22 protein-coding genes and 1 pseudogene are annotated in these 23,842 nt (G+C 43.2%); 8 read left to right on the top strand and 15 right to left on the bottom strand.

The window, feature by feature from the left end:
* Positions 1-37: 37 nt before the first annotated feature.
* Positions 38-376 (bottom strand): P-II family nitrogen regulator, encoded by a 339-nt coding sequence (gene glnK, locus CDG61_RS16325; protein ID WP_004650081.1) that lies wholly within the window; start codon positions 374-376, stop codon positions 38-40.
* A 277-nt stretch (positions 377-653) separates the two neighbouring features.
* On the opposite strand from glnK, the gene CDG61_RS16330 reads away from it, so the two are divergent.
* Positions 654-881 carry an accessory factor UbiK family protein gene (locus tag CDG61_RS16330; protein ID WP_087551526.1) on the top strand — a complete coding sequence of 76 codons (228 nt, stop codon included), beginning with the start codon at positions 654-656 and terminating at the stop codon, positions 879-881.
* A gap of 67 nt (positions 882-948) precedes the next feature.
* Positions 949-2,436: a YifB family Mg chelatase-like AAA ATPase gene (locus CDG61_RS16335; protein ID WP_087551527.1), complete on the top strand. Its 1,488-nt coding sequence runs from the start codon at positions 949-951 to the stop codon at positions 2,434-2,436.
* Positions 2,437-2,505: 69 nt separating this feature from the next.
* On the opposite strand, the gene CDG61_RS16340 is transcribed toward CDG61_RS16335, so the two are convergent.
* Together CDG61_RS16340 and CDG61_RS16345 are read right to left on the bottom strand one after the other, a co-directional pair.
* Positions 2,506-3,279, bottom strand: a complete 774-nt coding sequence (locus CDG61_RS16340) for a TorF family putative porin (RefSeq protein ID WP_087513557.1) — start codon at positions 3,277-3,279, stop codon at positions 2,506-2,508.
* Positions 3,280-3,756: 477 nt separating this feature from the next.
* Positions 3,757-4,536, bottom strand: a complete 780-nt coding sequence (locus tag CDG61_RS16345; RefSeq protein ID WP_228199591.1) for a TorF family putative porin — start codon at positions 4,534-4,536, stop codon at positions 3,757-3,759.
* 304 nt (positions 4,537-4,840) lie between these two features.
* On the opposite strand from CDG61_RS16345, the gene CDG61_RS16350 reads away from it, so the two are divergent.
* Entirely contained in the window at positions 4,841-6,166 is a 1,326-nt protein-coding gene (locus tag CDG61_RS16350; RefSeq protein ID WP_087551529.1) for an OprD family outer membrane porin, read from the top strand.
* Positions 6,167-6,262: 96 nt separating this feature from the next.
* On the opposite strand, the gene ppa is transcribed toward CDG61_RS16350, so the two are convergent.
* Together ppa and CDG61_RS16360 are read right to left on the bottom strand one after the other, a co-directional pair.
* Positions 6,263-6,799 carry an inorganic diphosphatase gene (gene ppa / locus CDG61_RS16355; protein WP_087513553.1) on the bottom strand — a complete coding sequence of 179 codons (537 nt, stop codon included), beginning with the start codon at positions 6,797-6,799 and terminating at the stop codon, positions 6,263-6,265.
* 118 nt (positions 6,800-6,917) lie between these two features.
* A complete protein-coding gene (locus CDG61_RS16360; protein ID WP_087513610.1) occupies positions 6,918-7,316 on the bottom strand; it encodes an MAPEG family protein in 399 nt (132 codons plus the stop codon).
* Positions 7,317-7,418: 102 nt separating this feature from the next.
* On the opposite strand from CDG61_RS16360, the gene CDG61_RS16365 reads away from it, so the two are divergent.
* Entirely contained in the window at positions 7,419-7,805 is a 387-nt protein-coding gene (locus tag CDG61_RS16365; protein WP_087513552.1) for a hypothetical protein, read from the top strand.
* Positions 7,806-7,840: 35 nt separating this feature from the next.
* On the opposite strand, the gene CDG61_RS16370 is transcribed toward CDG61_RS16365, so the two are convergent.
* From CDG61_RS16370 to CDG61_RS16405, 7 genes and pseudogenes are all read right to left on the bottom strand, one after another.
* Positions 7,841-9,511: an AMP-binding protein gene (locus CDG61_RS16370; protein WP_087551530.1), complete on the bottom strand. Its 1,671-nt coding sequence runs from the start codon at positions 9,509-9,511 to the stop codon at positions 7,841-7,843.
* A gap of 147 nt (positions 9,512-9,658) precedes the next feature.
* Positions 9,659-11,878 (bottom strand): DNA topoisomerase IV subunit A, encoded by a 2,220-nt coding sequence (parC, locus tag CDG61_RS16375; RefSeq protein ID WP_087551531.1) that lies wholly within the window; start codon positions 11,876-11,878, stop codon positions 9,659-9,661.
* A 505-nt stretch (positions 11,879-12,383) separates the two neighbouring features.
* Positions 12,384-12,830 carry a hypothetical protein gene (locus tag CDG61_RS16380; protein ID WP_087551532.1) on the bottom strand — a complete coding sequence of 149 codons (447 nt, stop codon included), beginning with the start codon at positions 12,828-12,830 and terminating at the stop codon, positions 12,384-12,386.
* A gap of 328 nt (positions 12,831-13,158) precedes the next feature.
* A pseudogene (locus tag CDG61_RS16390) lies at positions 13,159-13,431 on the bottom strand (PAAR domain-containing protein); the annotation flags it as partial.
* A gap of 158 nt (positions 13,432-13,589) precedes the next feature.
* Positions 13,590-14,909 carry an MFS transporter gene (locus CDG61_RS16395; RefSeq protein ID WP_087551534.1) on the bottom strand — a complete coding sequence of 440 codons (1,320 nt, stop codon included), beginning with the start codon at positions 14,907-14,909 and terminating at the stop codon, positions 13,590-13,592.
* 168 nt (positions 14,910-15,077) lie between these two features.
* Positions 15,078-15,722 carry a trimeric intracellular cation channel family protein gene (locus CDG61_RS16400; RefSeq protein ID WP_087513546.1) on the bottom strand — a complete coding sequence of 215 codons (645 nt, stop codon included), beginning with the start codon at positions 15,720-15,722 and terminating at the stop codon, positions 15,078-15,080.
* A 59-nt stretch (positions 15,723-15,781) separates the two neighbouring features.
* Positions 15,782-16,261 (bottom strand): YchJ family protein, encoded by a 480-nt coding sequence (locus CDG61_RS16405; RefSeq protein ID WP_087551557.1) that lies wholly within the window; start codon positions 16,259-16,261, stop codon positions 15,782-15,784.
* A 134-nt stretch (positions 16,262-16,395) separates the two neighbouring features.
* Here CDG61_RS16405 and CDG61_RS16410 point away from each other — a divergent pair, with 134 nt between their 5' ends.
* The 3 genes from CDG61_RS16410 (at position 16,396) to CDG61_RS16425 (ending at position 17,949) form a co-directional block, all read left to right on the top strand.
* Positions 16,396-16,647, top strand: coding sequence for a hypothetical protein (locus tag CDG61_RS16410; RefSeq protein WP_087551535.1), 252 nt, complete (start codon positions 16,396-16,398; stop codon positions 16,645-16,647).
* Between the two features lie 188 nt (positions 16,648-16,835).
* Positions 16,836-17,219 (top strand): hypothetical protein, encoded by a 384-nt coding sequence (locus tag CDG61_RS16420; protein ID WP_147387803.1) that lies wholly within the window; start codon positions 16,836-16,838, stop codon positions 17,217-17,219.
* 190 nt (positions 17,220-17,409) lie between these two features.
* Positions 17,410-17,949 carry a hypothetical protein gene (locus CDG61_RS16425; protein WP_087551538.1) on the top strand — a complete coding sequence of 180 codons (540 nt, stop codon included), beginning with the start codon at positions 17,410-17,412 and terminating at the stop codon, positions 17,947-17,949.
* 183 nt (positions 17,950-18,132) lie between these two features.
* On the opposite strand, the gene CDG61_RS16430 is transcribed toward CDG61_RS16425, so the two are convergent.
* Positions 18,133-19,710, bottom strand: a complete 1,578-nt coding sequence (locus tag CDG61_RS16430; protein WP_087513542.1) for a TerC family protein — start codon at positions 19,708-19,710, stop codon at positions 18,133-18,135.
* A 330-nt stretch (positions 19,711-20,040) separates the two neighbouring features.
* On the opposite strand from CDG61_RS16430, the gene CDG61_RS16435 reads away from it, so the two are divergent.
* Entirely contained in the window at positions 20,041-20,664 is a 624-nt protein-coding gene (locus tag CDG61_RS16435; protein WP_087513541.1) for a TIGR00730 family Rossman fold protein, read from the top strand.
* 81 nt (positions 20,665-20,745) lie between these two features.
* On the opposite strand, the gene CDG61_RS16440 is transcribed toward CDG61_RS16435, so the two are convergent.
* Both CDG61_RS16440 and CDG61_RS16445 read right to left on the bottom strand, forming a co-directional pair.
* Positions 20,746-21,717 carry a hypothetical protein gene (locus CDG61_RS16440; protein WP_087513540.1) on the bottom strand — a complete coding sequence of 324 codons (972 nt, stop codon included), beginning with the start codon at positions 21,715-21,717 and terminating at the stop codon, positions 20,746-20,748.
* 162 nt (positions 21,718-21,879) lie between these two features.
* On the bottom strand, positions 21,880-23,673 hold the full coding sequence (locus CDG61_RS16445; protein WP_087551539.1) for a choice-of-anchor I family protein: 1,794 nt from the start codon (positions 23,671-23,673) through the stop codon (positions 21,880-21,882).
* Positions 23,674-23,842: the final 169 nt, after the last annotated feature.

Raw genomic sequence — 23,842 nt, forward strand, 5'->3', positions numbered from 1 at the left:
TTCTGAGTTATTAGATACTCAGCAAACTTCGTGCCAGTTAAACGGCATCTGCACCTGTTTCACCAGTACGGATACGGATGACCTGCTCCAGATTAGTGACAAAGATTTTGCCATCACCAATTTTGCCTGTGCTTGCAACACGGGTAATTGATTCGATAACTGAATCCACCATTTCATCGCTGATTGCGATTTCAATTTTTACTTTAGGAAGAAAATCAACAACATATTCAGCGCCACGATAAAGTTCTGTATGACCTTTCTGACGACCAAATCCTTTGACTTCTGTTACGGTGATCCCTTGAACACCAATTTCAGACAATGCTTCACGAACATCATCCAGTTTAAAGGGTTTTACAATTGCAGTTACGAGCTTCATGTGTGTTTTCCTTCGGCTTCTTTCACCAGTAAGGTTTTATGTTCAAATTTCATGCCAGAAATATCTGAGGTCGGGGGAAAACAGATTTCCTGTACATGAGTTTTCTTTATAACCTATTTTATCCGTTTTCAAGCAGATTAATCATTAATATTAGACATTTTTACTGGATTCCTTAACACTGTTATAAACACGAAACCATATTTAAACTGAAACACTGTCCGAGCAGCTCTGAGCGGTGATACACTGCGCAAACTTATTTCAATTCAAGGCTTAAAAAATGATTGAAACCTTATTACAGGCGATTCTTGAACAGGTGGATCAGCCAAAGAAAGATCTGGAACATAATGTACGTGCTTTACTGAATGAAGCCGTCAGCAAAATGGATCTGGTATCCCGTGAAGAAATCGAACGTCAGCGCACTGCTCTGAATGTCGCGACCCAACGACTTCAGGAACTGACTCAACTGGTTGAAACACTCGAAAGTAAAATTCAGAACAATAAATAAGCACCAGAAAGGTGCATAAAAAGACGCATAATGATTAAAAAATGCGCACAAAAATGGAACAATAATAATGTCATTCGCAAAAATTCATACCCGGGGATTGCTGGGGCTGCATGCCCCGCTTATTGAAGTTGAAGTCCATCTCAGTCAGGGACTGCCCTCTCTGACCATTGTGGGACTGGCTGAGGCAGCGGTCAGAGAAAGTAAGGATCGTGTGCGCTCTGCCATCATCAACAGTGGTTTTCAGTTTCCGGCAAAACGCCTGACTATCAACCTGGCACCGGCAGATTTGCCCAAAGATGGTTCCAGACTTGATCTGCCCATTGCACTGGGTATTCTGATTGCTTCAGGGCAACTGCCTGAAAATGTAACAGATGGTTTTGAGTTCATTGGAGAACTGGCACTGGATGGTCATTTACGTCCTGTCTCAGGTACTTTAACCATTGCCATGGCATGCCTTCAGGCAGAACATCATTTAATGCTTTCTTCTGAAAATGCACCAGAAGCTGCCCAGTTGCCTGCCTTGCAGGTCTATGCAGCTACACATTTACGTCAGGTCTGTGAGCATTTCCTTGAAATGCACAAAATCAGCGCCACAGCATCTCCAGAGATACGGACAGAGCCTTCCTGTAAATTTGATATGGCTGATATTAAAGGTCAGTTGCGTCCCCGACGGGCACTGGAAATTGCAGCAGCAGGCGGACACTCCATTTTATTTAAAGGACCTCCCGGCACAGGCAAAACATTACTCGCGTCCAGACTCTCAGGCATCCTACCTCCACTGACAGCACAGGAAAATCTGGAAGTGGCAAGTATCTACTCGATTGCCAGTACGCCACACACTTTCGGGCAACGTCCATTCAGAGCACCGCACCATACGGCATCTGCCATTGCCCTGGTTGGAGGCGGATCATATCCAAAACCTGGAGAAATCACCCTTGCACATTTAGGTGTGTTATTTCTGGATGAATTACCTGAGTTTGACCGTAAAGTGCTGGAAGTACTGCGTCAACCGCTGGAGTCCAGAGAAATTGTTATTTCAAGAGCCTCCCGCCAGATCACCTTTCCTGCAAACTTTCAGCTGATTGCAGCCATGAACCCATGCCCATGTGGTTATGCCTTTAATCAGGATGTGCGCTGTCAGTGCTCGGCTGAATCCATCAAACGCTATCAGAACCGAATTTCAGGTCCTTTACTCGATCGTATAGATCTGCATATTGATGTACCCCCCTTAAAAGCCCACGAACTCCAGGACAATAAACCGGTCGAAAACTCAGAAACAGTTCGCAACCGAATTACTCAGGCTTATGAACTGCAGATGCAAAGACAGGGTTTTCTGAATCAGAACCTGTCACCACAGCTACTGGAAAAACATGCTCAACTGGATGAGTCTTCAGCCAGAATGCTGGAAATGGCACAACAGAGACTGAATTTATCGGCACGGGCATATCATCGGATTTTACGGGTCGCCCGCACCATTTCAGACCTTGCAGGTTCAGAACAGATACAGAGTTCACACCTTTCTGAAGCACTGTCCTACAGAGGTCAGCAATCCTGATCAGGCAGGCTTAAAGCATAAAAAAGGCGACAATACTGTCGCCCTTTCCTGTTCATATATTCAGTCTGATCAGAATGCTTTGGTCAGTGTAAATACTGCACCGGTTTCAACTGCACGTTTCTGAGCATGAGTTAAACCTGCTGTCTCAGTATTTGTACCTATTGCAGCCAGTTCTGCGCTTAAACCTGAAACAGATTTAAAGCCATAGGTCACGCCTGCTTTCCAGTCCACATAGTTGTCATCACCATTGAAGCTGTATTTGTCTTCGTCCACCGTGGTATATCCCACACCAAACACACCACCAAAACCTGTTGCACCAAAAGGTACGCTATAACCGAGATTGACATTCCAGCTGTCCGCTTTGACCCCTGCATAGTCGTTGGTATAGTTGATATTGGTCAGAATACTGTCTCCTTCAGCAACCGCATTTTTGAAAGTCAGCTTACCGTACAGCTCTGCCCAGTTCAGATCACTTGAACCTGGATAGTTGTAATACCAGACACCCACATCAAGAACAGGTTTACTCCCGATCGCCTCTAAAGTAGTGCTGTAACCAATATAAGGATCAAGTTCCAGCGATGGAGAGTCCGAACCAAAGCTGACATTGGAACCCCATGCACCTGCATACAGTCCTGAGGTATGTGCCAGTGTGAAACCTGCCTGAACAGCAGGATCGGACTGTGTCTGAGTAATACCGCGGAAACGGTAGTCAGAAGTTGCAGCAGCTGAACCGCTGAAACTCAGTCCCATCTGAGACAGTGCTGTATCTTCCGCTGCCATGGCAGTGCCAGCAGTCATACAGCTAAGAACAGCAACAGAAAATGCCTGAGTGGATAATTTCATCTTGATAACTCCCCCATCGTTTGATGTGTATTTGTTTTGCTGAAATTTAATGATTCCGATATCTGTTCAGCAATTGCTGTGCCAGCTTATGACTGCATCAGAATAAAAAAATTAAATAACCATCAAAACAACAACTTATATTTAAAATTATCTTTTTCATGCACAGACAAAACTTAAGCTGTTCAGAGCACCGCCTGGACCAGCCAGTCTGAATATAGAGATACAACAGGAACATAAACCGGCAAACTGTCATATAACAGCGCATAGCAGTGTGCTCGAATGCTGCATAAAAATGCCATTTACAACCCGGGGTCTGGCATAAATTAAATGTAATATCTGTAAGCTGAGATAAGAAAAACCGGATGAAACTGCGGGGGCAGTTACGCTCCATAATTCGGCATTTTTTGTTTTGTGATTAAATTTTACGCATTAAAAAAGTGCATTTTTAAAATGCACTTTTTAAGCCTTTAAAATCATTCAGAAACTGAAATTCAATCCTGCGACCATATGATTATCAAAATCGTCACCCAGTCGGTCCTGACCACCCACCACATAATCAAGGCTGGCAGTCAGCCCTGTATCGGAAAAGGCCTTACTCACTCCCACCCGTGCTTCATTGAAAACAACGTCTTTTTCAGTCTGTATAAAGCTGTCATCGTGAGCATCATTGTAAATATATGCACCCACTGAGGTGTTCAGCGTCATGTCATATTTTAAAGGATGATGATAAACCGCACTCAAATACACATCTCCGGCATTGGCATAAGTGGCATTGTTCAACTGAACCGTTGCACCCACACTCAGGTCTTTATATGCCACATAACCCATCACATCATAGCCTGTGAGTTTACGGCGTTCACCCTCTTCAGACACCAGTCTGCCGCTGTCCTGATAATAATAAGCTGTTGTCTGCAAATGATATTTCCAGTCTTTGGCAAAATCATGGTCATAAGCCACATAAAGATCGTGTTCAAACCCACGGTTCTTTGCGTCATCGGCAGGATCATAACCCAGCGTTGATCCCCAGTAACCCAGTGTCACTCCGCTTTTATGCGCATATTCGACACCACCCTGAACAGCCATATCATCATTTTCCACACCGCCACGGTATACATATCTGGATACAACACCCACGTTACCAGAAAAGCTGTTGCCTGTATCAGGCTCATCAGCCCAGACAGTGTACGCAGGAACAGAAAATGCAGCTGCTAAAAACAATTGGGAAATTCGAGAGAACATAGCTTCAGGGTCAGACACATAAAGAAGCCGAATTGTACTGAATAATAAAACTTATGGTAAAAACTATTCATCAAAATATGATTGATTTTTCTAATACATTTCATCTTTTTAAATAAAAAATTAAAGCTCAGAAAGCTTATGTATTCTCATTATTATCTAAATTAATGAAAAATAAGTACAAACCGCATGTCATATTATTGAAATAATCTTCCAAAAATACTGTACCTTTTTATGAGATAACTTATACAATTTATCCATTTCCTGACCTGACCGTTCAGTAAAAACAAATATTGCAAATTATCCTTTTTTTTGAGGCAGTCCCATGCTGAAAGCAAGCAAACTTACATTGGCAGTTTTAATTAATGCCGCATTAATCTCCACTGTATACGCCAGCGAACAGAGTGAAGCCAAAGGCTTTGTAGAAGATGCTGAAGGATCAGTACTGTTCCGCACCGGTTTTGTTGATCGCGATAAGAAACATGGCAAAGCAGACACCCGTTCCACCGCTCAGTCTGCTATTTTCGATTTAGACTCTGGTTATACTCAGGGTGTTGTCGGTTTTGGTGTAGGTGTTGTTGGCGATGGATCATTTAAAATCGGTGACAACAATCATGCTGGCAACAACATGATTCCACTGCACAACAATGGTCAGAAAGATGCAAAAGGCCGTGTTGATGCCTACGATCACTGGGCACGTGGTGGTGCAAATGTAAAAGCCCGCATTTCGAACACTGACGTTCGCTATGGTACTCAGATTTTAGATCTGCCGGTTCTTGCCAGCAATACAGGCCGTATGGTTCCTGAATATTTTGAAGGTGTACTTGCAACCAGCCGTGAAATTAACGGTCTTGAACTGACTGCCGGTAAATTTACTAAAAACCAGATGTCTGATCAGATTTCAACAGATAAAAACCGTCTGGACAGCGCGATTGTATGGGGTGGAAAATATAAGTTTGATGAGCAGTTAAATGCATCCTACTTTGGTCTCGATTCCAAAAACAAACTTGAACGTCACTATGTAAATGTGAACTTCAAGCAGCCGCTTGCCAATGACAGCTCACTGACACTTGATTTCAGTGGTTATCACACTAAATTTGACAAAAATGCGGTCACGTATTCTGCAACAGGTGAAGTTGCTCCTGACTATGGAACAACGAGTATTGCAGGTTTTGAAAAAACCAATAATATCTGGGCGGTATCAGGTAGCTATAATACTGGCGCACATAATCTGATGTTAGCTTACCAGCAGAACACAGGGAATGTTGGCTATGACTATGGTCAGAATGCGGATGGTTTCCAGAGTGTTTACCTGCCAAACTCTTACCTTTCAGACTTTATTGGTAACCATGAAAAATCTGTACAGGCACAGTACAGCCTGGACCTGGGTAAATTAGGTGTTCCTGGTCTGAATTGGACCACTGCATATGTCTATGGCTGGGATATCAATGTTGCCGGCACAGCGGATGAAGGCAAAGAGCAGGAGTTCTTCAACCAGGTCAAATATACAGTTCAGTCCGGTTTTGCCAAAGATGCCAGCTTACGTTTACGTAACTCCATCTATCGTGCAAACGATGCATATGAAAATACATACATCGGTGACACCAACGAATGGCGTATTTTCCTTGATATCCCTGTGAAATTCTTCTGATTTCCATAGTATCAGGCATAAAAAAACCTGCACAGTGTGCAGGTTTTTTTATGGAAAACATTCTGTTTCAGATCATTTTCCAGTTCCGCGAGGGAATTATTTATTTGCAGCTTTATAAGCTTCGATTGAATCAAGAACTTCCTGTTTTGCAACTTCAGAACCTTCCCAACCGCTTAATTTAACCCATTTTCCAGCTTCAAGATCTTTATAGTGAGCAAAGAAATGTTCAACCTGTTTAATCAGTAATTCAGGCAGATCTGTATATTCTTTAACATCTTTATAAAGCGGTGTTAATTTGTCATGTGGTACTGCAATCAGTTTTGCATCCACACCACCGTCATCTTCCATGTTCAGTTTACCCACTGGACGGCAACGGATTACCGAACCTGGTTCCACTGGATGTGGAGTTACAACCAGTACATCAAGTGGGTCACCATCAAGAGACAGTGTATTTGGAACATAGCCGTAGTTCGCTGGGTAGAACATCGCAGTACCCATGAAACGGTCTACAAATAATGCATCAGAATCTTTATCAATTTCATATTTGATTGGCGCTGCATTTGCAGGAATTTCAATAATTACATAGATGTCGTTAGGTGCATCTTTACCCGCAGGGATATTGCTGTAGCTCATAGGATACTCTTTAACAAATTAAATCTGATTTAAACCGGCACAATTATAGCGGTTTTCTGGTTATGTCGCCGGAATTATACATCCTGGACATTAAAAAAGTATTTTCACCGGTCTGAACTTAGGTCAGTTTGATCACCATTATCAGCAGACAGATCGGACATAACAAAGACAGCATCCAGATGACTGAACGCAGGGTTGCAAGATTTGCCAGATAACAGATGCCATACAGCACACGCAACACAATGTAGGCAATACCGAAGGTCATCACCACAATCTGCGGAACCACCATATATTCAGCCATCAGCACAGAGGCAATAAATAAAGGCAGGCTTTCAAAACTGTTCTGCTGAACTGCATTTGCACGTGCGGACAGACCCGTTGTTTTACTCAGAAAATCCCGCGGGTTCTGATTATCTGCCGGTTTAAATCCACCCGCCATTTTTGCAATGACTGTAAATACATAAGGCAACAGACAGGCAATGATGATTAGCCATATGATTCCGCTGATACTTTGCATCCATTCTGTCTCTTCAACAATTTCTGCACTATCATAGCATGGCATTTCATTAATAAATTTTGTTAAATATAGTGTTTTTATAACCAGAGGAAGAGATTCATCATGCTTAGTCCTGATCAGAAGGAAATGTTTGATGTGCTGGAGCAGCAGCACAAAAGTCAGCGTCAGGTGGATCGTATTCTGAAGTTTGTACTGCCTGTTATGGCTTTTTTACTGACCGTGATCTGTGCCAATCTGAATGTATGGTCTACCGTCTTCACATTTTTTGTCCTGTGGATTGCTTTTATTGCCACAGGCATCAAAAACATGGCAGTTGGGCAATGGGTTGTTTTTATTCTGGTTTATTGTCTGATTGATAATTTTCTGAGTTATGGCTCTTTTAATATTTCAGGCTTCAGCCGCCAGTTCGGCACCATGTTTATCTTTCTGGGCATTGTTGCTATCGGACGACCTTATATTGACCGCTGGTTTCTGAAAAGTAAGTCATAAAAAAAGCGCCTTATGGCGCTTTTTTTATATCTGATTTATTTACGTAAGTCCTTACGCAGGATTTTACCTACATTGGATTTTGGTAATTCATCAATAAATTCAACATAACGTGGACGTTTATAGCCAGTCAGGTTTTCTTTAGCATATTCAAGTACTTCTTCAGTTGTTAAAGAAGGATCCTTCTTCACAACAAACAGCTTAGGCACCTCACCTGATTTTTCATCAGGTACACCAATGGCTGCAACCTCAAGCACTTTTGGATGTTTCGCAATCACTTCTTCAATTTCGGCTGGATATACGTTGAAGCCTGAGACCAGAATCATATCTTTTTTACGGTCTACAATTTTCACGAAACCACGGTCATTCATGACACCAATGTCGCCTGTACGGAAATAGCCATTGAACATAACTTTTTCTGTTTCATCAGGACGGTTCCAGTAACCTTTCATAACCTGAGGGCCACGGATTGAAATTTCACCCTGCTCACCCAGTGCAACTTCATTGCCATCATCATCCAGAATCGCAACTTCAGTCAGTGGCAATGGAATCCCGATTGTACCGCTGAACTCTTCTGAAGCAGGAGGGTTTGCCGTTGCAACAGGTGAGGTTTCAGAAAGACCGTAACCTTCAATAATGTTGGTTCCCGTTACTTTCTTCCATGCTTCAGCAGTCGATGGCAATACCGCCATACCACCACCCATCGCCATTTTCAGCTTGCTGTGATCCAGCTGTTTAAATTCTTCATTGTTCACCAGTGCATTAAACAGTGTATTGACCGCTGGGAAGAACGATGGCTGATATTTACGTAATTCTTTAATCACCGCAGGCAGATCACGCGGGTTAGGAATCAGAATGTTTGCCTGACCTTTGTACATGCCGTACATGGCACAGACCATGAATGCAAAGATATGATAAAGCGGCAGCGCACAGAAAATACGGTCATCTTTTTCGCCATCGGCTTTACCGAATTTGCTCTGGAAAATACCGTCACACTGCAGCAGATTCGCAACAAGGTTGCGATGTGTCAGCTCTGCACCTTTGGAAACACCTGTTGTACCACCCGTGTACTGTAGAACAGCAGTATCACTTAAAGTCAGACTTGGACGCTTATAATTGTTTGCACTGACTTTGGACATTGCAGCATTGAACTTCACATGTCCTGGAATACTCCACGCTGGAATCTGCTTACGTACAGAACGCAGAACAAAGTTCACCAGTGTACCTTTTAAAGTACCCAGCATATCACCCACAGAAGCGACAATCACATGCTTCACAGGTGTTTTACCGATAATTGCCTGATACACCGTCGCAAAGTTTTCAACAATAACCAGTGCTTCTGCACCTGAGTCATTCAACTGATGTTCAAGTTCACGTGAAGTATACAGTGGGTTCACATTGACCAGTACCAGTCCTGCACGGAACACCCCCAGTGCAACCACAGGATACTGCAATACGTTTGGCATCATCACCGCAACACGCGATCCTTTTGCCAGCCCCAGGCTTTGAAGATATGTAGCAAATTTACGGCTTGCTTCTTCCAGCTCACTGAATGTCAGTACTTTATCCATAAAGATAAAGGCATCACGTGAACCAAATTTCTGGAAATTACGCTCAAAAATATCTACAAGTGATGTATTTTCTGCCGGTAATTCAACAGTCTCCGGAATCCCTGTCTTATGGTATTCAGCAAACCAGATCTTTTCCATAACGCCTATCTCTCCAATCAATAATCCTTAGTTTTCAACTGTTTTTTTCAATGCAGCGCGTCATTTTTTGCTTGTATATGCGCTGCATCTCATCCATTTTCACGAATATGATCATATATAACGTATTTTGCTCAAAAAACGCTACTATTATCTTTGAATCAACAGTTTATTTGCTTTTTGATATCCCCGTGGTAGGAGCTGACCTTTCGTTGCTCTTTTACCGATATATTTCTGGAGATCATCCCCTTTGAGTTTAAGCTGTTGCTGTCCAGCAACAATCTGTACCACATCATTCAGGTTCAACGTTATCATGTCGATCACCTGGTCATCACTTTCCAGTTGTATCAACTTATTACCTTTGCCTTTATTCAGCACGGGTAAGTCTTCAAGATCAATCAGCAACAGTCTGCCCGTTCCATTCAGGACTGCCAGATGCGTACTGTCTTTAACGACCTGTAAGTTCAGTGCCTGAGCATGATCAGGGACAGTCAGGAATGCTTTACCTGCTTTGGCATTGGTATCCAGCTGTTTTGCCTGAGTTTTAAAACCATAGCCTGCTGAACTTGCCGCAATGATTTCCTGCTCATCTTCCTCCACAAGAATCTGCATAAAGCCGACTCCGCTTGCCGGAGAAAGTTTTGAACTTAAAGGCTCACCCAGACCACGGGCAGAAGGCAGACTGTTGATGGCAAGTGCATAACTGCGCCCGCTTTCATCCAGGATATAAACTTTCTGATTGGTCTTGCCCTGAGCTGAACTTAAGTACTGATCGCCCGCACGGAAATTCAGACCGGCAGCATCCACATCATGCCCTTTGGCAGCACGGATCCAGCCTGCTTCTGAAAGCACAACGGTCACCGCTTCGGCAGGCATTAAATCCTGTTCACTGATGGCTGTCGCTTCTGCACGCTGTACAATCGGAGAACGGCGGTCATCGCCAAAGTTTTTTGCCACCTCTTTTAATTCATCAATAATCAGAGATTTTAAAGATTCAGGGTTGGCTAACTGTTCACGGATAATGGCAGCTTTCGCCTCCAGTTCTTCCTGTTCACGGCGCATTTCCATTTCTTCAAGTTTTGCCAGATGACGCAACTTGAGTTCCAGAATGGCTTCTGCCTGAATTTCATCAATATGAAAACGTGCCATGAGCTCTGGTTTAGGCTGATCTTCTTCACGGATAATTCGGATCACCTCATCAATGTTCAGATAAGCAATGATTAAACCGCCAAGGATATGTAAACGCTTTTCAATTTTATTCAGATGATACTGTAGACGACGGGTAACCGTATTTTTACGGATCTCAATCCATTCCAGTAAAATTTTACGGATGGATTTAACCTGCGGACGACCATCAGCACCGATCATGTTCATGTTGACACGATAGCTTGATTCGAGGTCAGTCGTTGCAAACAGATGGCTCATGACCGCTTCTGCATCAATCCGGCTTGAACGCAGCACAATCACCAGTCGGGTCGGATTCTGATGATCCGACTCATCACGCAGGTCTGTCACCAGTGGCAGTTTTTTTGCCTGCATTTGGTCTGCAATCTGAGTAATAATTTTTGAACCGGATACCTGATAAGGCAGTTCAGTAATCACAATTTCATTTTTTTCAATTGTGTAAATTGCACGGGTACGATAACTGCCACGTCCCGTGGTCTGTATTTTCAGTAATTCTTCGGGTGACGTAATAATTTCAGCCCGAGTCGGTAAATCAGGTGCCGGAATGTATTCTGCAACTTTTTCATCACTCAGATCAGGCTTACGGATTAAAGCAATCGTACCCTTCACCACTTCACGTAAATTGTGCGGTGGAATATCCGTTGCCATACCGACAGCAATACCCGTTGTACCGTTTAACAGAATATTGGGTACCCGCGCAGGCAAACTGACCGGTTCTTTCATGGTTCCGTCAAAGTTATCCTGCCAGTCACAAGTGCCTTGACCCAGTTCTGAAAGCAGTAAATCACTGTATTGTGAAAGTTTAGCTTCGGTATAACGCATTGCAGCGAATGATTTAGGATCATCCGGTGAACCCCAGTTACCCTGACCTTCAATAAATGGATAACGATAGCTGAATGGCTGTGCCATCAATACCATCGCTTCATAACAGGCTAAGTCACCATGCGGATGGTACTTACCCAGTACATCACCGACAGTACGTGCTGATTTTTTCGGCTTACCACTCGGCTTTAAGCCTAGTTCACTCATGGCGTAGACGATACGTCGCTGAACAGGTTTTAAACCATCACTGATATGCGGTAATGCACGATCCATGATCACGTACATGGCATAGTTCAAATAAGCCTGTTCGGTAAATTCGGCTACGGAACGGTTTTCCGTTGCTTGATGCGCAAGGCTTGTCATAACAACCTGTTATCCTGAATCAATTCGTTCTAAGTAATATTATTTCTACGTTCTTATGCTAAGTCGCCAGCTTCACCTATACAAGTATAAGCACACCGCACAGCGACAATTTGCGTCTTCAGATGTTCCTACTGCCGTAAAATTATCCATTTTTGATGAAATGAGCAACTGATAATTTTGATACTCATCCATCGTGGTTTCAGATGTCACATCCGGACAGCAACAGATACGTTGATTCAGACATCATGGATGGTCATTTATTTAAAATATAAGTCATGATTGATTTTTAAGCGTTTTATTTATAAAAATATGACAAATACATCAATCAGCTTTTACAGAACCAATCGTCCATTATTTTAGACAGGACATAGTGGCAACTCCTGGGAGAATGACTTAAATTCATGAAAAATCTTAACCTGAACAGGATACAGACGACTACTTTACAATACTGTAATGTAACAGCCCTGAGTAAAAGAAAGCTGATCAGATTTTTCTTTAATTCATTTTACTCCAATAAGTTACTTACAACTTTAACAACATTAGCTTTTTCATCTCTGTCAAAAGTAATCATCTCTGAAGTAAGTGTATCCAGTCTTTTCTTTTTTAAATTTATTGAATATGACGTCTTGATTTGATTTCCATTTAATGTAGAACCTGCAATCTCATTAATTATTAATTTTCTGTTTTTTATAAAAAAACTAATGTCAGGTGAAATACTGGGAAAATACTTAAAAGAATAACAGCCATTCTTTTGAGTATCCGATAACCTCAGGATTAAATAATCTTCGTCTGGAATACTGAAATCTTCAGATTTACCTGAATCATCAGAAATTATCAGTTTATCTATATTCTGACATGCCTTTGAATCCGATAGTTTCTGTAATGGGATAGACGTACCTGCATGGCTTATACAGGAAACAAGTGTAGAAACCATTATAATAATTTTTTTCATTCTACTTCCTTAAGACTCACAGGATACATATTTTTTTAAGACCTGGGTTTTGATTGTATTTTGTCCATATCTGAGAACCAACTTTACTTTTACTTAAAACACCGGCTGAAGATGTTTGAAGACTAATATTTTTGATTATTGGATAAGTTATTTTATAAAACAGCCACTTAGTAAAAACATCTGATGGAAAAATTAATCTGAAAAGCTCCATGCCGATATCCTGTTGGCAGAAGCATTCTTTTTTCTCTTCCGTGCTTGCTACCAGACTATTGGTTAAATTCTGCCAAGAATTAACAGGCTTAAAATCAGAGAATGAATCATGTCAGCTGGAACCACCACTCTCTCCAACCACATGCACCTGTTTCGGTAAAATGGTTGCACCACAGCTGAGCTTATCGCCGACATAAGCAACGGCTTTACCATCAAAAATGACATGATCATGACTTTTGATAATCGTTGACCACTGACTGCACCTGGCACAGAAATAGCCATCTCCTGCCACAAGAAAAGGGATGCCCATCTGAGTTGCTTTCATTTGTGTTGCAGGAATAACCCCACCATGATCTGTCATGGAATGATGCACAGCAAAAGCCTTTGCCATATCTGAATCCTTATAATTTAAATTCTTTTTATATTTTAAATATTTATTGTGCTTATTTTCTGTTCATAAAATCCGGCAGGATTATATACCAGATCAGTTCTGCCAACATAGAAAAATAAATGCAGACAGCGTGAAAGTAAGCACTGCCTGCATCAGGTTCAAAGCCCGATTTCTTCCAGGGTTCTTCCTTTGGTTTCTTCACCCAGTACCAGTATCACAGCTGCCACAGCCAGCAACACAGCGGTAAACATCATAAAGACTGCACTGAAACCATTGCTTGCAACCATCATATGGGTCACCACCAGTGGCGCTACGATGCCACCGATACGTCCGATTGCAGATGCCCAGCCAGAACCAAATGCACGGATATTGGTTGGGTACTGTTCTGGCGTATAGGTATAAAGCACACCCCATGCACCCAGGTTAAAGAAAGACATCAGGCAGCCCCAGAGCATAATCATACTGACGGTCGTTGCCTGCCCAAAGAAATAGGCAGATACCGCACACATGCCGATAAAGCCTGCCAGCGTTGCTTTTCGCCCCAGTTTTTCCACCAACCACGCTGCAACCACATAACCTGGAAGCTGAGCCAGAATCATGCCCAGCACATATTCAAAAGACTGCACGATGGTATAGCCCTGTTTGACCAGCAGACTGGGTAACCAGGTGAAAATGCCATAATACGAAAAGACGATTCCAAACCAGATCAGCCACAGCATCAGGGTTCTTTTTGCAAATGGATCAGACCATAGCTGTGTAAAAGAAACTGTATTTTTTTCTGCAACAGGTTTGACTTCAATTGTTTCAATCACTTCCACGCCACACTGGCGTTCAAGCTTCTGCACCAGTGCATGTGCTTCCTCAATCCGCCCTTTATTGATGAGATACGGTACAGATTCTGGGACTTTTTTCAGAATCATGAATACATAAATCGCAGGTAAGCCACCAATTAAAAAGGCAATATGCCAGCCATAATCTGGAATGACAAAATAAGAAATTAAAGCAGCCACCAGCCAGCCCAGTCCCCAGAAACTTTCCAGCAGCACAATAAAACGACCACGTACCTGCGCAGGAATATATTCACTGACCAGTGTCACGGCAACAGGCAGCTGTCCACCCAGCCCAAGTCCAACCACAAAACGGAAAACAAGTAACCAGGTCAGATTTGGAGCAAATGCACATAATGCTGTTGCGATGCTGTAAGTCACCAGGGTAATGGCAAAAACCGTACGGCGACCAATTTTATCGGCAAGTCCGCCTGAAAACACCGCCCCAATAGCCATACCAACAAAACCAATCGATACCACCCAGCCTTTTTCCGCTGGCGTCATTTGCCATTCTTCTGCCATACGCGCCAGAATAAAGGAAATCAGTCCTGTGTCCATGGCATCGAACATCCAGCCCAGTCCAATGACCCACAGCAAGGTATAGTGAAATTTGCCGACAGGCAGGCGTTGTACTCGTGAGATTAAATCCATAACGATTCTCTGGCTTGAGGTGAAAGTGAGTCTTACTGCTTTCACAACAGGATTTTATTGTTCTGTTTATTCTTTTTAGAGGAGTGAACCCACAGTTTAAACCCGCAGGTTCAGTTCATCATCTTTCAGATCTATTTTTTAACACAGCGTGGTTCTGCATATACTGTATCAGGTTTCATCCTTGGAAGATGCAGACTGTTCATCATCATCTTTATAAATAAATTTCGGCATTTCCAGACCAAAATAAATCGCAATACAGCGTAAAGAGAAACCAAAAACCAGCGTCGAAATAACGGTCAACTCCAGTGATAAACCGAAGTGGATACAGAACCAGTAAAAAATGACCGCAACAAAAGAAATGGAAGCATAAAGCTCACGGCGGAACACCAGTGGAACATCATTACACAGAATATCCCGCAGAATACCACCGGATACACCCGTTAACACACCCGCCACCGCACTGACAACAAAGCCATGTCCCATTTCCAGGGCAATCTGACAGCCAATAATGGTAAAGCCAATCAGACCTAAAGCATCCAGTAACAGGAAGATGGAATGTAAATGCTTCATCCATTTGGCAATAATAATTGTCACAAATGCGGCAACACAGGTCAGCACCAGATATTCAGGATGTTTCACCCAGGTCAGGGGATAATGCCCAAGCAGGACATCACGGACAGAACCGCCACCCAAAGCCGTTACACAGGCAATCAGCACCACGCCAAACCAGTCCATACTACGCCGTCCAGCCGACAGCGCACCCGTCATGGCTTCTGCCGTAATTGCAATAATATAGATGACTAATAACAACATTGCCCTTCTTCCGCTGAGGGTTATCGATGCGCGTATTCTAAGTCAAAATGCATGAAAAGTTACAGATATTGCGCACAACACTGTTTAAATTTTTTAGCTGAACCACAAATACAGGGCTGTTTCATGGTGAGTGGCTGATCTGTGGTTGGATCAAGAAAATACCAGGTATCCTCCTGCTTTACAAAATGTGAGACTTCGTGATGAATCTGTACCTGTGAATCATGGCTTTTCTGTTCTGAATAATGTGCCTTGAACTCGACCTGAGCATGATTTTTACCCAGTTTTTCCTTCGTCTGCACAATTTCGAGCTTTAACCACTGGTTCGCTTGACTCCAGTCTGCAATGGCTTTGGCATCCAGTGCCTGCTGTTGCCCCAGAGCAGTCGTCTGCACAATATAATCAGTTTCATGTTTTGCAAATGCACTGTAACGGGAACGCATGAGCTGTTCAGCCGTTTCAGCTTTTTTCTGACCTGCATGTAAAGGCTGGCAACACTCGCTGTAAAGTGGTGAACCACATGGGCAGGATAAATTTGACATGATAAAACCCTTCTGGAAACCCATGGAATTATAAGAAATTCTGATCATAAATGGCGTATTTAAATGAAGGATTCTTTTTAGCTGAAATTCCGCTATGATCAGCTCATAAATTATTAAAATGAATCAGGTATTTTATGTCTGCTGGGGTATGGGTACTTATTTATCTGGCGGTCAGCCTGATGTGTAAATGGATTCTTTCATGGGGTGGTGCAGACTGTATCAAAGGCTGGAAAAGTGTATTTTTCTTCAATGGCTCACCCGAAGACTGGAATACAGAACAACTCAGAGCAATGGCTTTATTTTTATGGATCGGTTTTACCATCCTGTTTCTGATCGGTCTGATTTATCCTGAGTTCCGATGTTACCGACTTAAAAGCTGCTTATAAACTTCAAAACCTCAGGTTTGTTGACCACCAGCACTGTATTTCTGATCTTAAATACAGAATTCAAAAAATACTTCAGTATAAAAAGGTTATGGAGTAAAAATATATTCACCCATATATCCTGACTATCGGTTCTTACACCGCAAAGTATCATTTTTTCAACAAGCCAGCAGGGGTTTGAGTTGCTATCTATGACAAAAATATCTGAACGTATCCCCATGCTCAGCTTCTGGATTTCTGTCGGTATCAGCGTCATGAATATGATTGCCACTATTGCGGGCTTCAAATCAGCACTCAGCTGGTATACTTGTATAACTGTTTCCCCAGCTTTGACCATCCCCATTGCTTTAATCTCGATGGGGATTCTGGTAACCGTCTGGATAAATTCCCTGATGAGTAATTATGGTGGCATGCTGATCTACTGGATCAATCTGCTGATTGCTCCATTTGGTTATCATGCTTTCGGTCTTCCCTTCTGGCTGGGCATAACTTTAGCCGCTGCGCCATTGCCATTTTATTTTGGTGTCATGTATTTTTCCGACTGGATTGATACACGTCAGAAAGAAAAAACCTGATATTCAATCATTTAAAAAATTCAGACCCTTAAAGTTTCAATCATGATCACGGTTTGCCTGTCCATGACCATGTACCGCTTTAAAACATCCAGTATGACTTAAAGCTGAAAGCCTGCATCAGATATTTTACGCACACAAACTTGACAATATGTATTGTCAAAATTATCTTAATAAAAAAAGGAAATTTAAGATGCGTAAAAACAATGAAATCACCGCAGTTTCCCTGACCAAAATGAGCCACCAGCAACTGCTCCATTTATTTAAAACACTGGACGCTCCATCAATCAATGAAATGCACGGTGAATATCGAGCCACCCTGTTAAAGCAACCTAGTTTTATTGCGACCCTGAGTGGCTATATCATCAATAATCCGATACTCAACTGGCAGACCAAATCGTTTCGCCCTGTCAGTGAAGATCAGGGACGTGGCTATAATACCTTTCTGCGTAAAAACAGAATTATTCAAAAATTTCCCATGCAGACAGTGATCGCCCATTCCAGATATGATGCAAAACCAGTCTATCAACTGATCTACAAAAGCTTCCATTCATTGTGTGCTGATATCAATATGGTGGATGAGGTCAGAAAAATTAATGAGCATTTATATTTAGGCATTGGAACATGGGGATTTTCAGAAAAGCAGCAGCATATTGCCTATCCATTTATGCTGGAAGGTCCCATCCATGCTTATAGAAAAGACATCGGGATCATGAGATCACCACTCAAATAATCCATCACGGAGCTATGTTTTAAATTTCAGTCAGACTCTGCGCTAAGATTAAGACTTCACTGTTGATGCCTGAGTGTACAGAATAAATGAGCTGTCCCCAGATTTATCCATTCAATGGTCTGCGTGTTTTAAACCAATAAAAAAGCCAGTCTTTCGACCAGCTTTTCTGTATTTTATGAATTATCACTCATCATCGGACTGTTCCAGCGCCACGATATGGACTTTATCAATCTTATGTCCATCCATGGTCACCACTTCAAATATATAACCATCCGCAATCATTTTTTCACCATTCTGTGGCAAACGCCCCAGGTGAAACAGAATATAACCTGATAGCGTCGAGTACTGCTCAGACTCATCCACAAGATCACGTCCAAGCAGCAGTGAAACATGACGGATGTCTGTAGAACCTTCCAGCATGAGTGAACCATCTTCCAGGCTTTCAGCAGCAGTATCCATTTCATCTTCGTCTGGGAATTCACCGGCAATCGCTTCCAGTACATCAATCGGCGTTGCTATACCTTCGATGGAACCGTACTCATTCAGCACAATTGCCATCTGTAAAGGTGCCTGACGCAACTGTTCCATGACCATCAGAACCTGAGCATTTTCATGCACAATCACAGGTTCACGCAGGTGTTTTTCAAAATCCAGCACACCTGTTTCAATGAATTCATTCATGACTTTATGCGTCAGTACAATGCCTGAAATATTGTCCAGTTCCCCACGTGCCACAATCAGCCTGGAATGCGTCATGCTGAGCAACTGCTCTTTCAATACCGCTTCGTCTTCATCCAGATCAACCCACTCCAGTTCTGGACGCGGTGTCATCACGGATTTGACCGGTCGTTCAGACAGTCCCAGGACACCCTGAACCATCACACTGTGATAAACGCTGTTTTCAGGATCAAATATTTCATCGGCCAGTGCCTGAGTTGCCAGCACATCATCTGCTTTATGGTTCTGCCCATCTGCCGATTTTCCGCCCAGCATTTTCAGAACAGCTGAAGCCGTCCGATAACGCAGGTCAGTCGTGGTCACTGTTTTTTCCTGATTTTTACGCACCGTCTGGTTAAGGAACTCAATCAGGACAGAGAAACCAATGGCAGCATACAGATAGCCTTTCGGAATGTGGTAGCCAAAGCCTTCGACCAGCAAGGAGAAACCGATCATCATCAGGAAGCACAGACACAGAATGACAACGGTAGGATGTTTGTTGACAAAATCCATCAGTGGACGGGATGCCCACAGCATAATACCCACGGCGATAATCACCGCAATCATCATGACGGACAGCTCTTTGACCATACCCACAGCGGTAATCACACTGTCCAGCGAGAACACAGCATCAAGTACCACGATCTGCACAATGACCATCCAGAAGGTGGCATGTACGGGATTTTCTTCTTTGAGCTGAGCACCGCCTTCAAGCCGCTCGCGCAGCTCCATGGTGCCTTTGAACAGCAGGAATACCCCACCGAACAGCAGAATTAAATCCCGCCCTGAAAATGGATGATCAAAAATATGGAACAGTGGGTTGGTCAGTGTGACCACCCAGGCGATGGAAGCAAGCAGAATCAGCCGCATGCCCAAAGCCAGCAACAGCCCGAGAATCCTGGCTTTACTGCGTTGTTCAGGTGGAAGTTTCTCTGCCAGAATAGCAATGAATACGAGGTTATCAATACCCAGTACAATTTCCAGTACGACCAGCGTCGCAAGCCCGACCCATGCAGCAGGATCAGACATCCACTCCAGGATCATGTACGTATCTCCTGAATGATATGATCAGGCATTGCCTGCATATTTTGCTGATAACTGAAAATGCCTGAGCAGGCTGGATAAATAATTATTAGTGAATAATTGATATGTTCGGAGCGATGACAACCACTACCCATGTCGGTTCATTTGTTGTGAAACAGATCATCAGTATAGGCAAGATCAGCGCGAAATTCATCTTTTTTATTTTCAGGAAAAATTTTATACACAGAGAAAGTACACAGAATCTTCCTCTGTTCCCCCGACCCTGAACTGTCATATTTAAGACATAAACTAGAGCATCAAAGAATAAAGTGATAAGGTAAAAAAAATACCATGATCAGCAGTGTATTAAGAATGACAGAACAACTGAATAATCCATCTCCTGCAACAACACAGCCTCTCATTGCCCTGTACTGTGGCTCCCGCCCTGGTAATAACCCTGTTTACCGTGAAAAAGCCATCCGTCTGGCTCAAGGTATTGCAGATCATGGCTTTGGCATTGTCTATGGTGGTGCCAGTATTGGTCTGATGGGACAGGTCGCTGATACTGTGATTGAACACAATGGTGAAGTGGTCGGTGTGATTCCTGAATTTATGCTCGACTATGAAATTGCACATAACAAGCTGACCGAGCTGCATATTGTTCAGAACATGCATGAACGTAAAGCAATGATGGCAGAACGTGCCAGTGCTTTTGTTGCTCTGCCTGGCGGATTTGGTACCTTTGAAGAAATTCTGGAAATTGCTACCTGGGGTCAGCTGAATCAGCACCAGAAACCCATGATGCTCTACAATGTCAACGGCTTCTACAATCACCTGATTGCTCAGCTGGATCATGCGGTACAGGAAGGCTTCATTCCCCCTCAGCACAGAGCTAAACTGATTGTCTGCGACCATGCGCATCAGATTTTCAATGCCATTAAAAATCTGGAATGTCCTAAAAAATTTGTGGTCTGACAGACCTGACATTAAAAAAGGGCAGATCTGCCCTTTTTTTGATTTATCCCTGAATTTATCAGACCGATGGCGTATTCGGCACTATCTGAATGACTCCACCCATGCATACAGCCACGGTAATGTCGTCGCCAGCAGAATACTCATCAATAAACCGATCAGCAGTTTAAAAGCATCTTTACTGACATTTCGTGAAGTACGGTGTTTACTGACACTGACCAGATGCATGGACATGGCAAATTCACGTCCCGCCAGCAGCCCCAGGAATACCCAGGTGGTACTCATTGGAATATTGCTCATTTCCTTGAAGACCAGCAGAATCAACGCATAAATGAAGTCAATAATCGTGGCTGAACGGACATCCTGCACCCCTGTTTTGGTATCAATGATATTCTGGATGGCTCCGCCACGCTGATAAAACACCACGCCCAGTAAAACGACAAAAACAGCAATGGCAAACAGCATGAACCAGAAAGGTACGGCACGTGGCACATAGACAAAAATATTCGCCAGATCCTGGATCAGCCACTGACTCCACAGAAAGCCGGTCGAAACCCACTGAATGCCGATCCAGGTGCTGGATGCTGGCTGATCACGGGTCTGGCTGAAATAGATGGTCACTGTTTTAATGACAAAACGGTACACCAGTATGGCAACCACAAATGCCACGGCATAACCCAGCATGGACTTGGTCAGCATGGAGCTTAAACTGCTCGGAGAAAAAATGGTGAGCACTAAAAATGTGGTACTGACAGGAATACCGAACCGGGTCAGAAACAGCAGCAGTACGGGCGGCACAATATACAGCCAGGTCATGCCCTCTGCGGGAAACGGAATGGTTTCAAGCCGTCCGTAGGATGCATCACCTGTTCCTGAAACCCACCAGCCGTACATCAGAACTACGCTCAGAATTGTACTGGTGTACAGCCACAGCACCCACCACGGGCGGTGTGCATTGGACGAGATAAATGTCCCCAGAGTCTGAGGAACGTCATTCCCCACAATCGAATACGCTGCAAGACAGAACCCAACAATCATCAACAGTTCAATGCTCATCCCGCCATTCCCCGTATTTCAGACATAAAAAACGTTTTTCATCTTTAAAGTCTGCGAGGTTAAGCCACTTTTATCTATTTGCCTACCCTTTTTTGATTCTGGAACTGAAATGTAAAAAGGAGCAGACAGCTGCTCCTTTTTCTGAAACTGCGTGACTGAAATCTATTTCAGATTGATCTGGTACAGTGCGGTACTGCCACTGACTTCATTGCCGACAATCAGCATCGGCTTAGCATTAGGAGAGTCTTTAGCCGGAACAAAAACCAGTCCTTCCGGTCCCAGATCACCCTGTTTCAATGACTCCGCTGCTTTAAAATCACGGGTACTGAAATACTGAACAAAGGCAGGTTTCTGCGGATTGCTGATGTCATACACCATAATTCCGCTCTGACGTTCCAGCCCGATAAAGGCAAAGGTCTTTTTACCGATCGTCCCGACGGTCAGACCTTCAGGTTCTGGTCCTTTGTTGTCACTGCGGTCATCAAAAGCCGCTGCTTCATGATCACTGTTGAAGTAGTCAGGCACCAGTTCTGCAACCTTACGTTCAAACTCGCTGCCAGAATCCCATACCTGCTGTCCCTGCGTATTCCATATACTGAAAGAACGCGCTCCATAGGCATACAGTTTTTTATAGGTCAGCAGACCATTGGCATCCAGTTTTGCAGAACCGTCAGCATGGGTTTCATATCCCATATTCCAGGCAATATTCAGACGCCCAAGCTGAGCATCATCACGGCATAAACCAGGATCCGTTGCGGTTGCACCACAGTAGGAAAAAACAGCAGGGTCCAGTTTTGCACCTTTTACACCAACCGCAATCTGCTGTAAATGCGCAGGATAATCACCCTTTGTATTGAAACCTTTAACATTGAACAAATGCTTCATTCTGATGACTTCAATGAAACCTTTAGTTGCATCTCCTGCAAGATAGGCATCTTCATCCGTGAACCATTCACGGCTGTCACCTTCGTTGGCGGTCACCAGATACGTTGCACCGTTGCTTTGATATTGCGCAATGCTGTCTGGCTGATACATCCCAACCAGTCCACTCCATGTCTGAATATTAATTTTCTTATCTTTATCGCTGACATCCAGCTCATTACCCGCCAGACCATGATCTTTATAGCCCAGTGCAAAAATGTCCGTTACTTTCTGAGTGGTTAAATCAATTTTTGCCAGGGCATTATTTTCCTGCAGAGTTGCCCATGCGGTTTTGCCATCATCACTGATCGTGATGTATTCAGGTTCCAGATCCTGAGCAACGGTCGCTTTCGGCCCCGTGATACGGACACCGGACTGAATCAGTTCTGCTTTTTTACTGTTCCAGGCTTTAAAATCAGCAACAACGGCTGTCGGTTTCGTAATATCTGTGACATTAATAATACTGACTGAGCCTTCTGGATCTATGCTGTAGTCGTCATTAGGTTCAGCTTCATTGGCAACCACAACGGTTTTTCCATCTGGACTGAATGTCAGCATATCAGGCAAAGCCCCGACATCGACTTTGCTGATAAATTTAAGATCTTTAGCACTGTAAAATGCCACAATCCCGGTATCAGTTTTCACTTTTGCCTGAACAGCCAGCGCGACAATACCATTTTTTACGGCAACCGAATTGACTTCGGAGTCTGCCAGTACATCACGTGCAGATAAGTCACCGATATGTAATGGCGTTTCAGGTTTTGAAATATCAAGTACTTCCACCAGACCTTTTTTTGCATTGACCACAAATGCACGTTTTGTTGCCGCATCATAGGCAGGAATTTCAGCAGCACTTTCAGCAAATACACCCGTTTCATAACGTCCAAGCAGACTGAGTGAAATACTCTCAGGTGTGACTTCCTCAACGACCGGTGGTGTAATGGTGGCAGTATTGTTATTGCTCTCATCGCTGTCATTACATGCGCTTAAACCCACCATCAGCATGGTGGCAAGCACCGTCATTTTTGCTTTCATTCTGTTTTTCCTGACAATTTTATAAATTATGAACAATTTATAAACATCTCATGTCATAGCCATGACGGTTTCATGTCAGTTCTGTTGCAGTTACACCAGTATCTGATCTTAAAATTTTGCTACAGCATTCATCCGAGTGTTACTTTAAAATACTGATAAAACATGACCT

It is taken from the genome of Acinetobacter sp. WCHAc010052, assembly GCF_002165295.2.
GTDB lineage: Bacteria > Pseudomonadota > Gammaproteobacteria > Pseudomonadales > Moraxellaceae > Acinetobacter > Acinetobacter chinensis.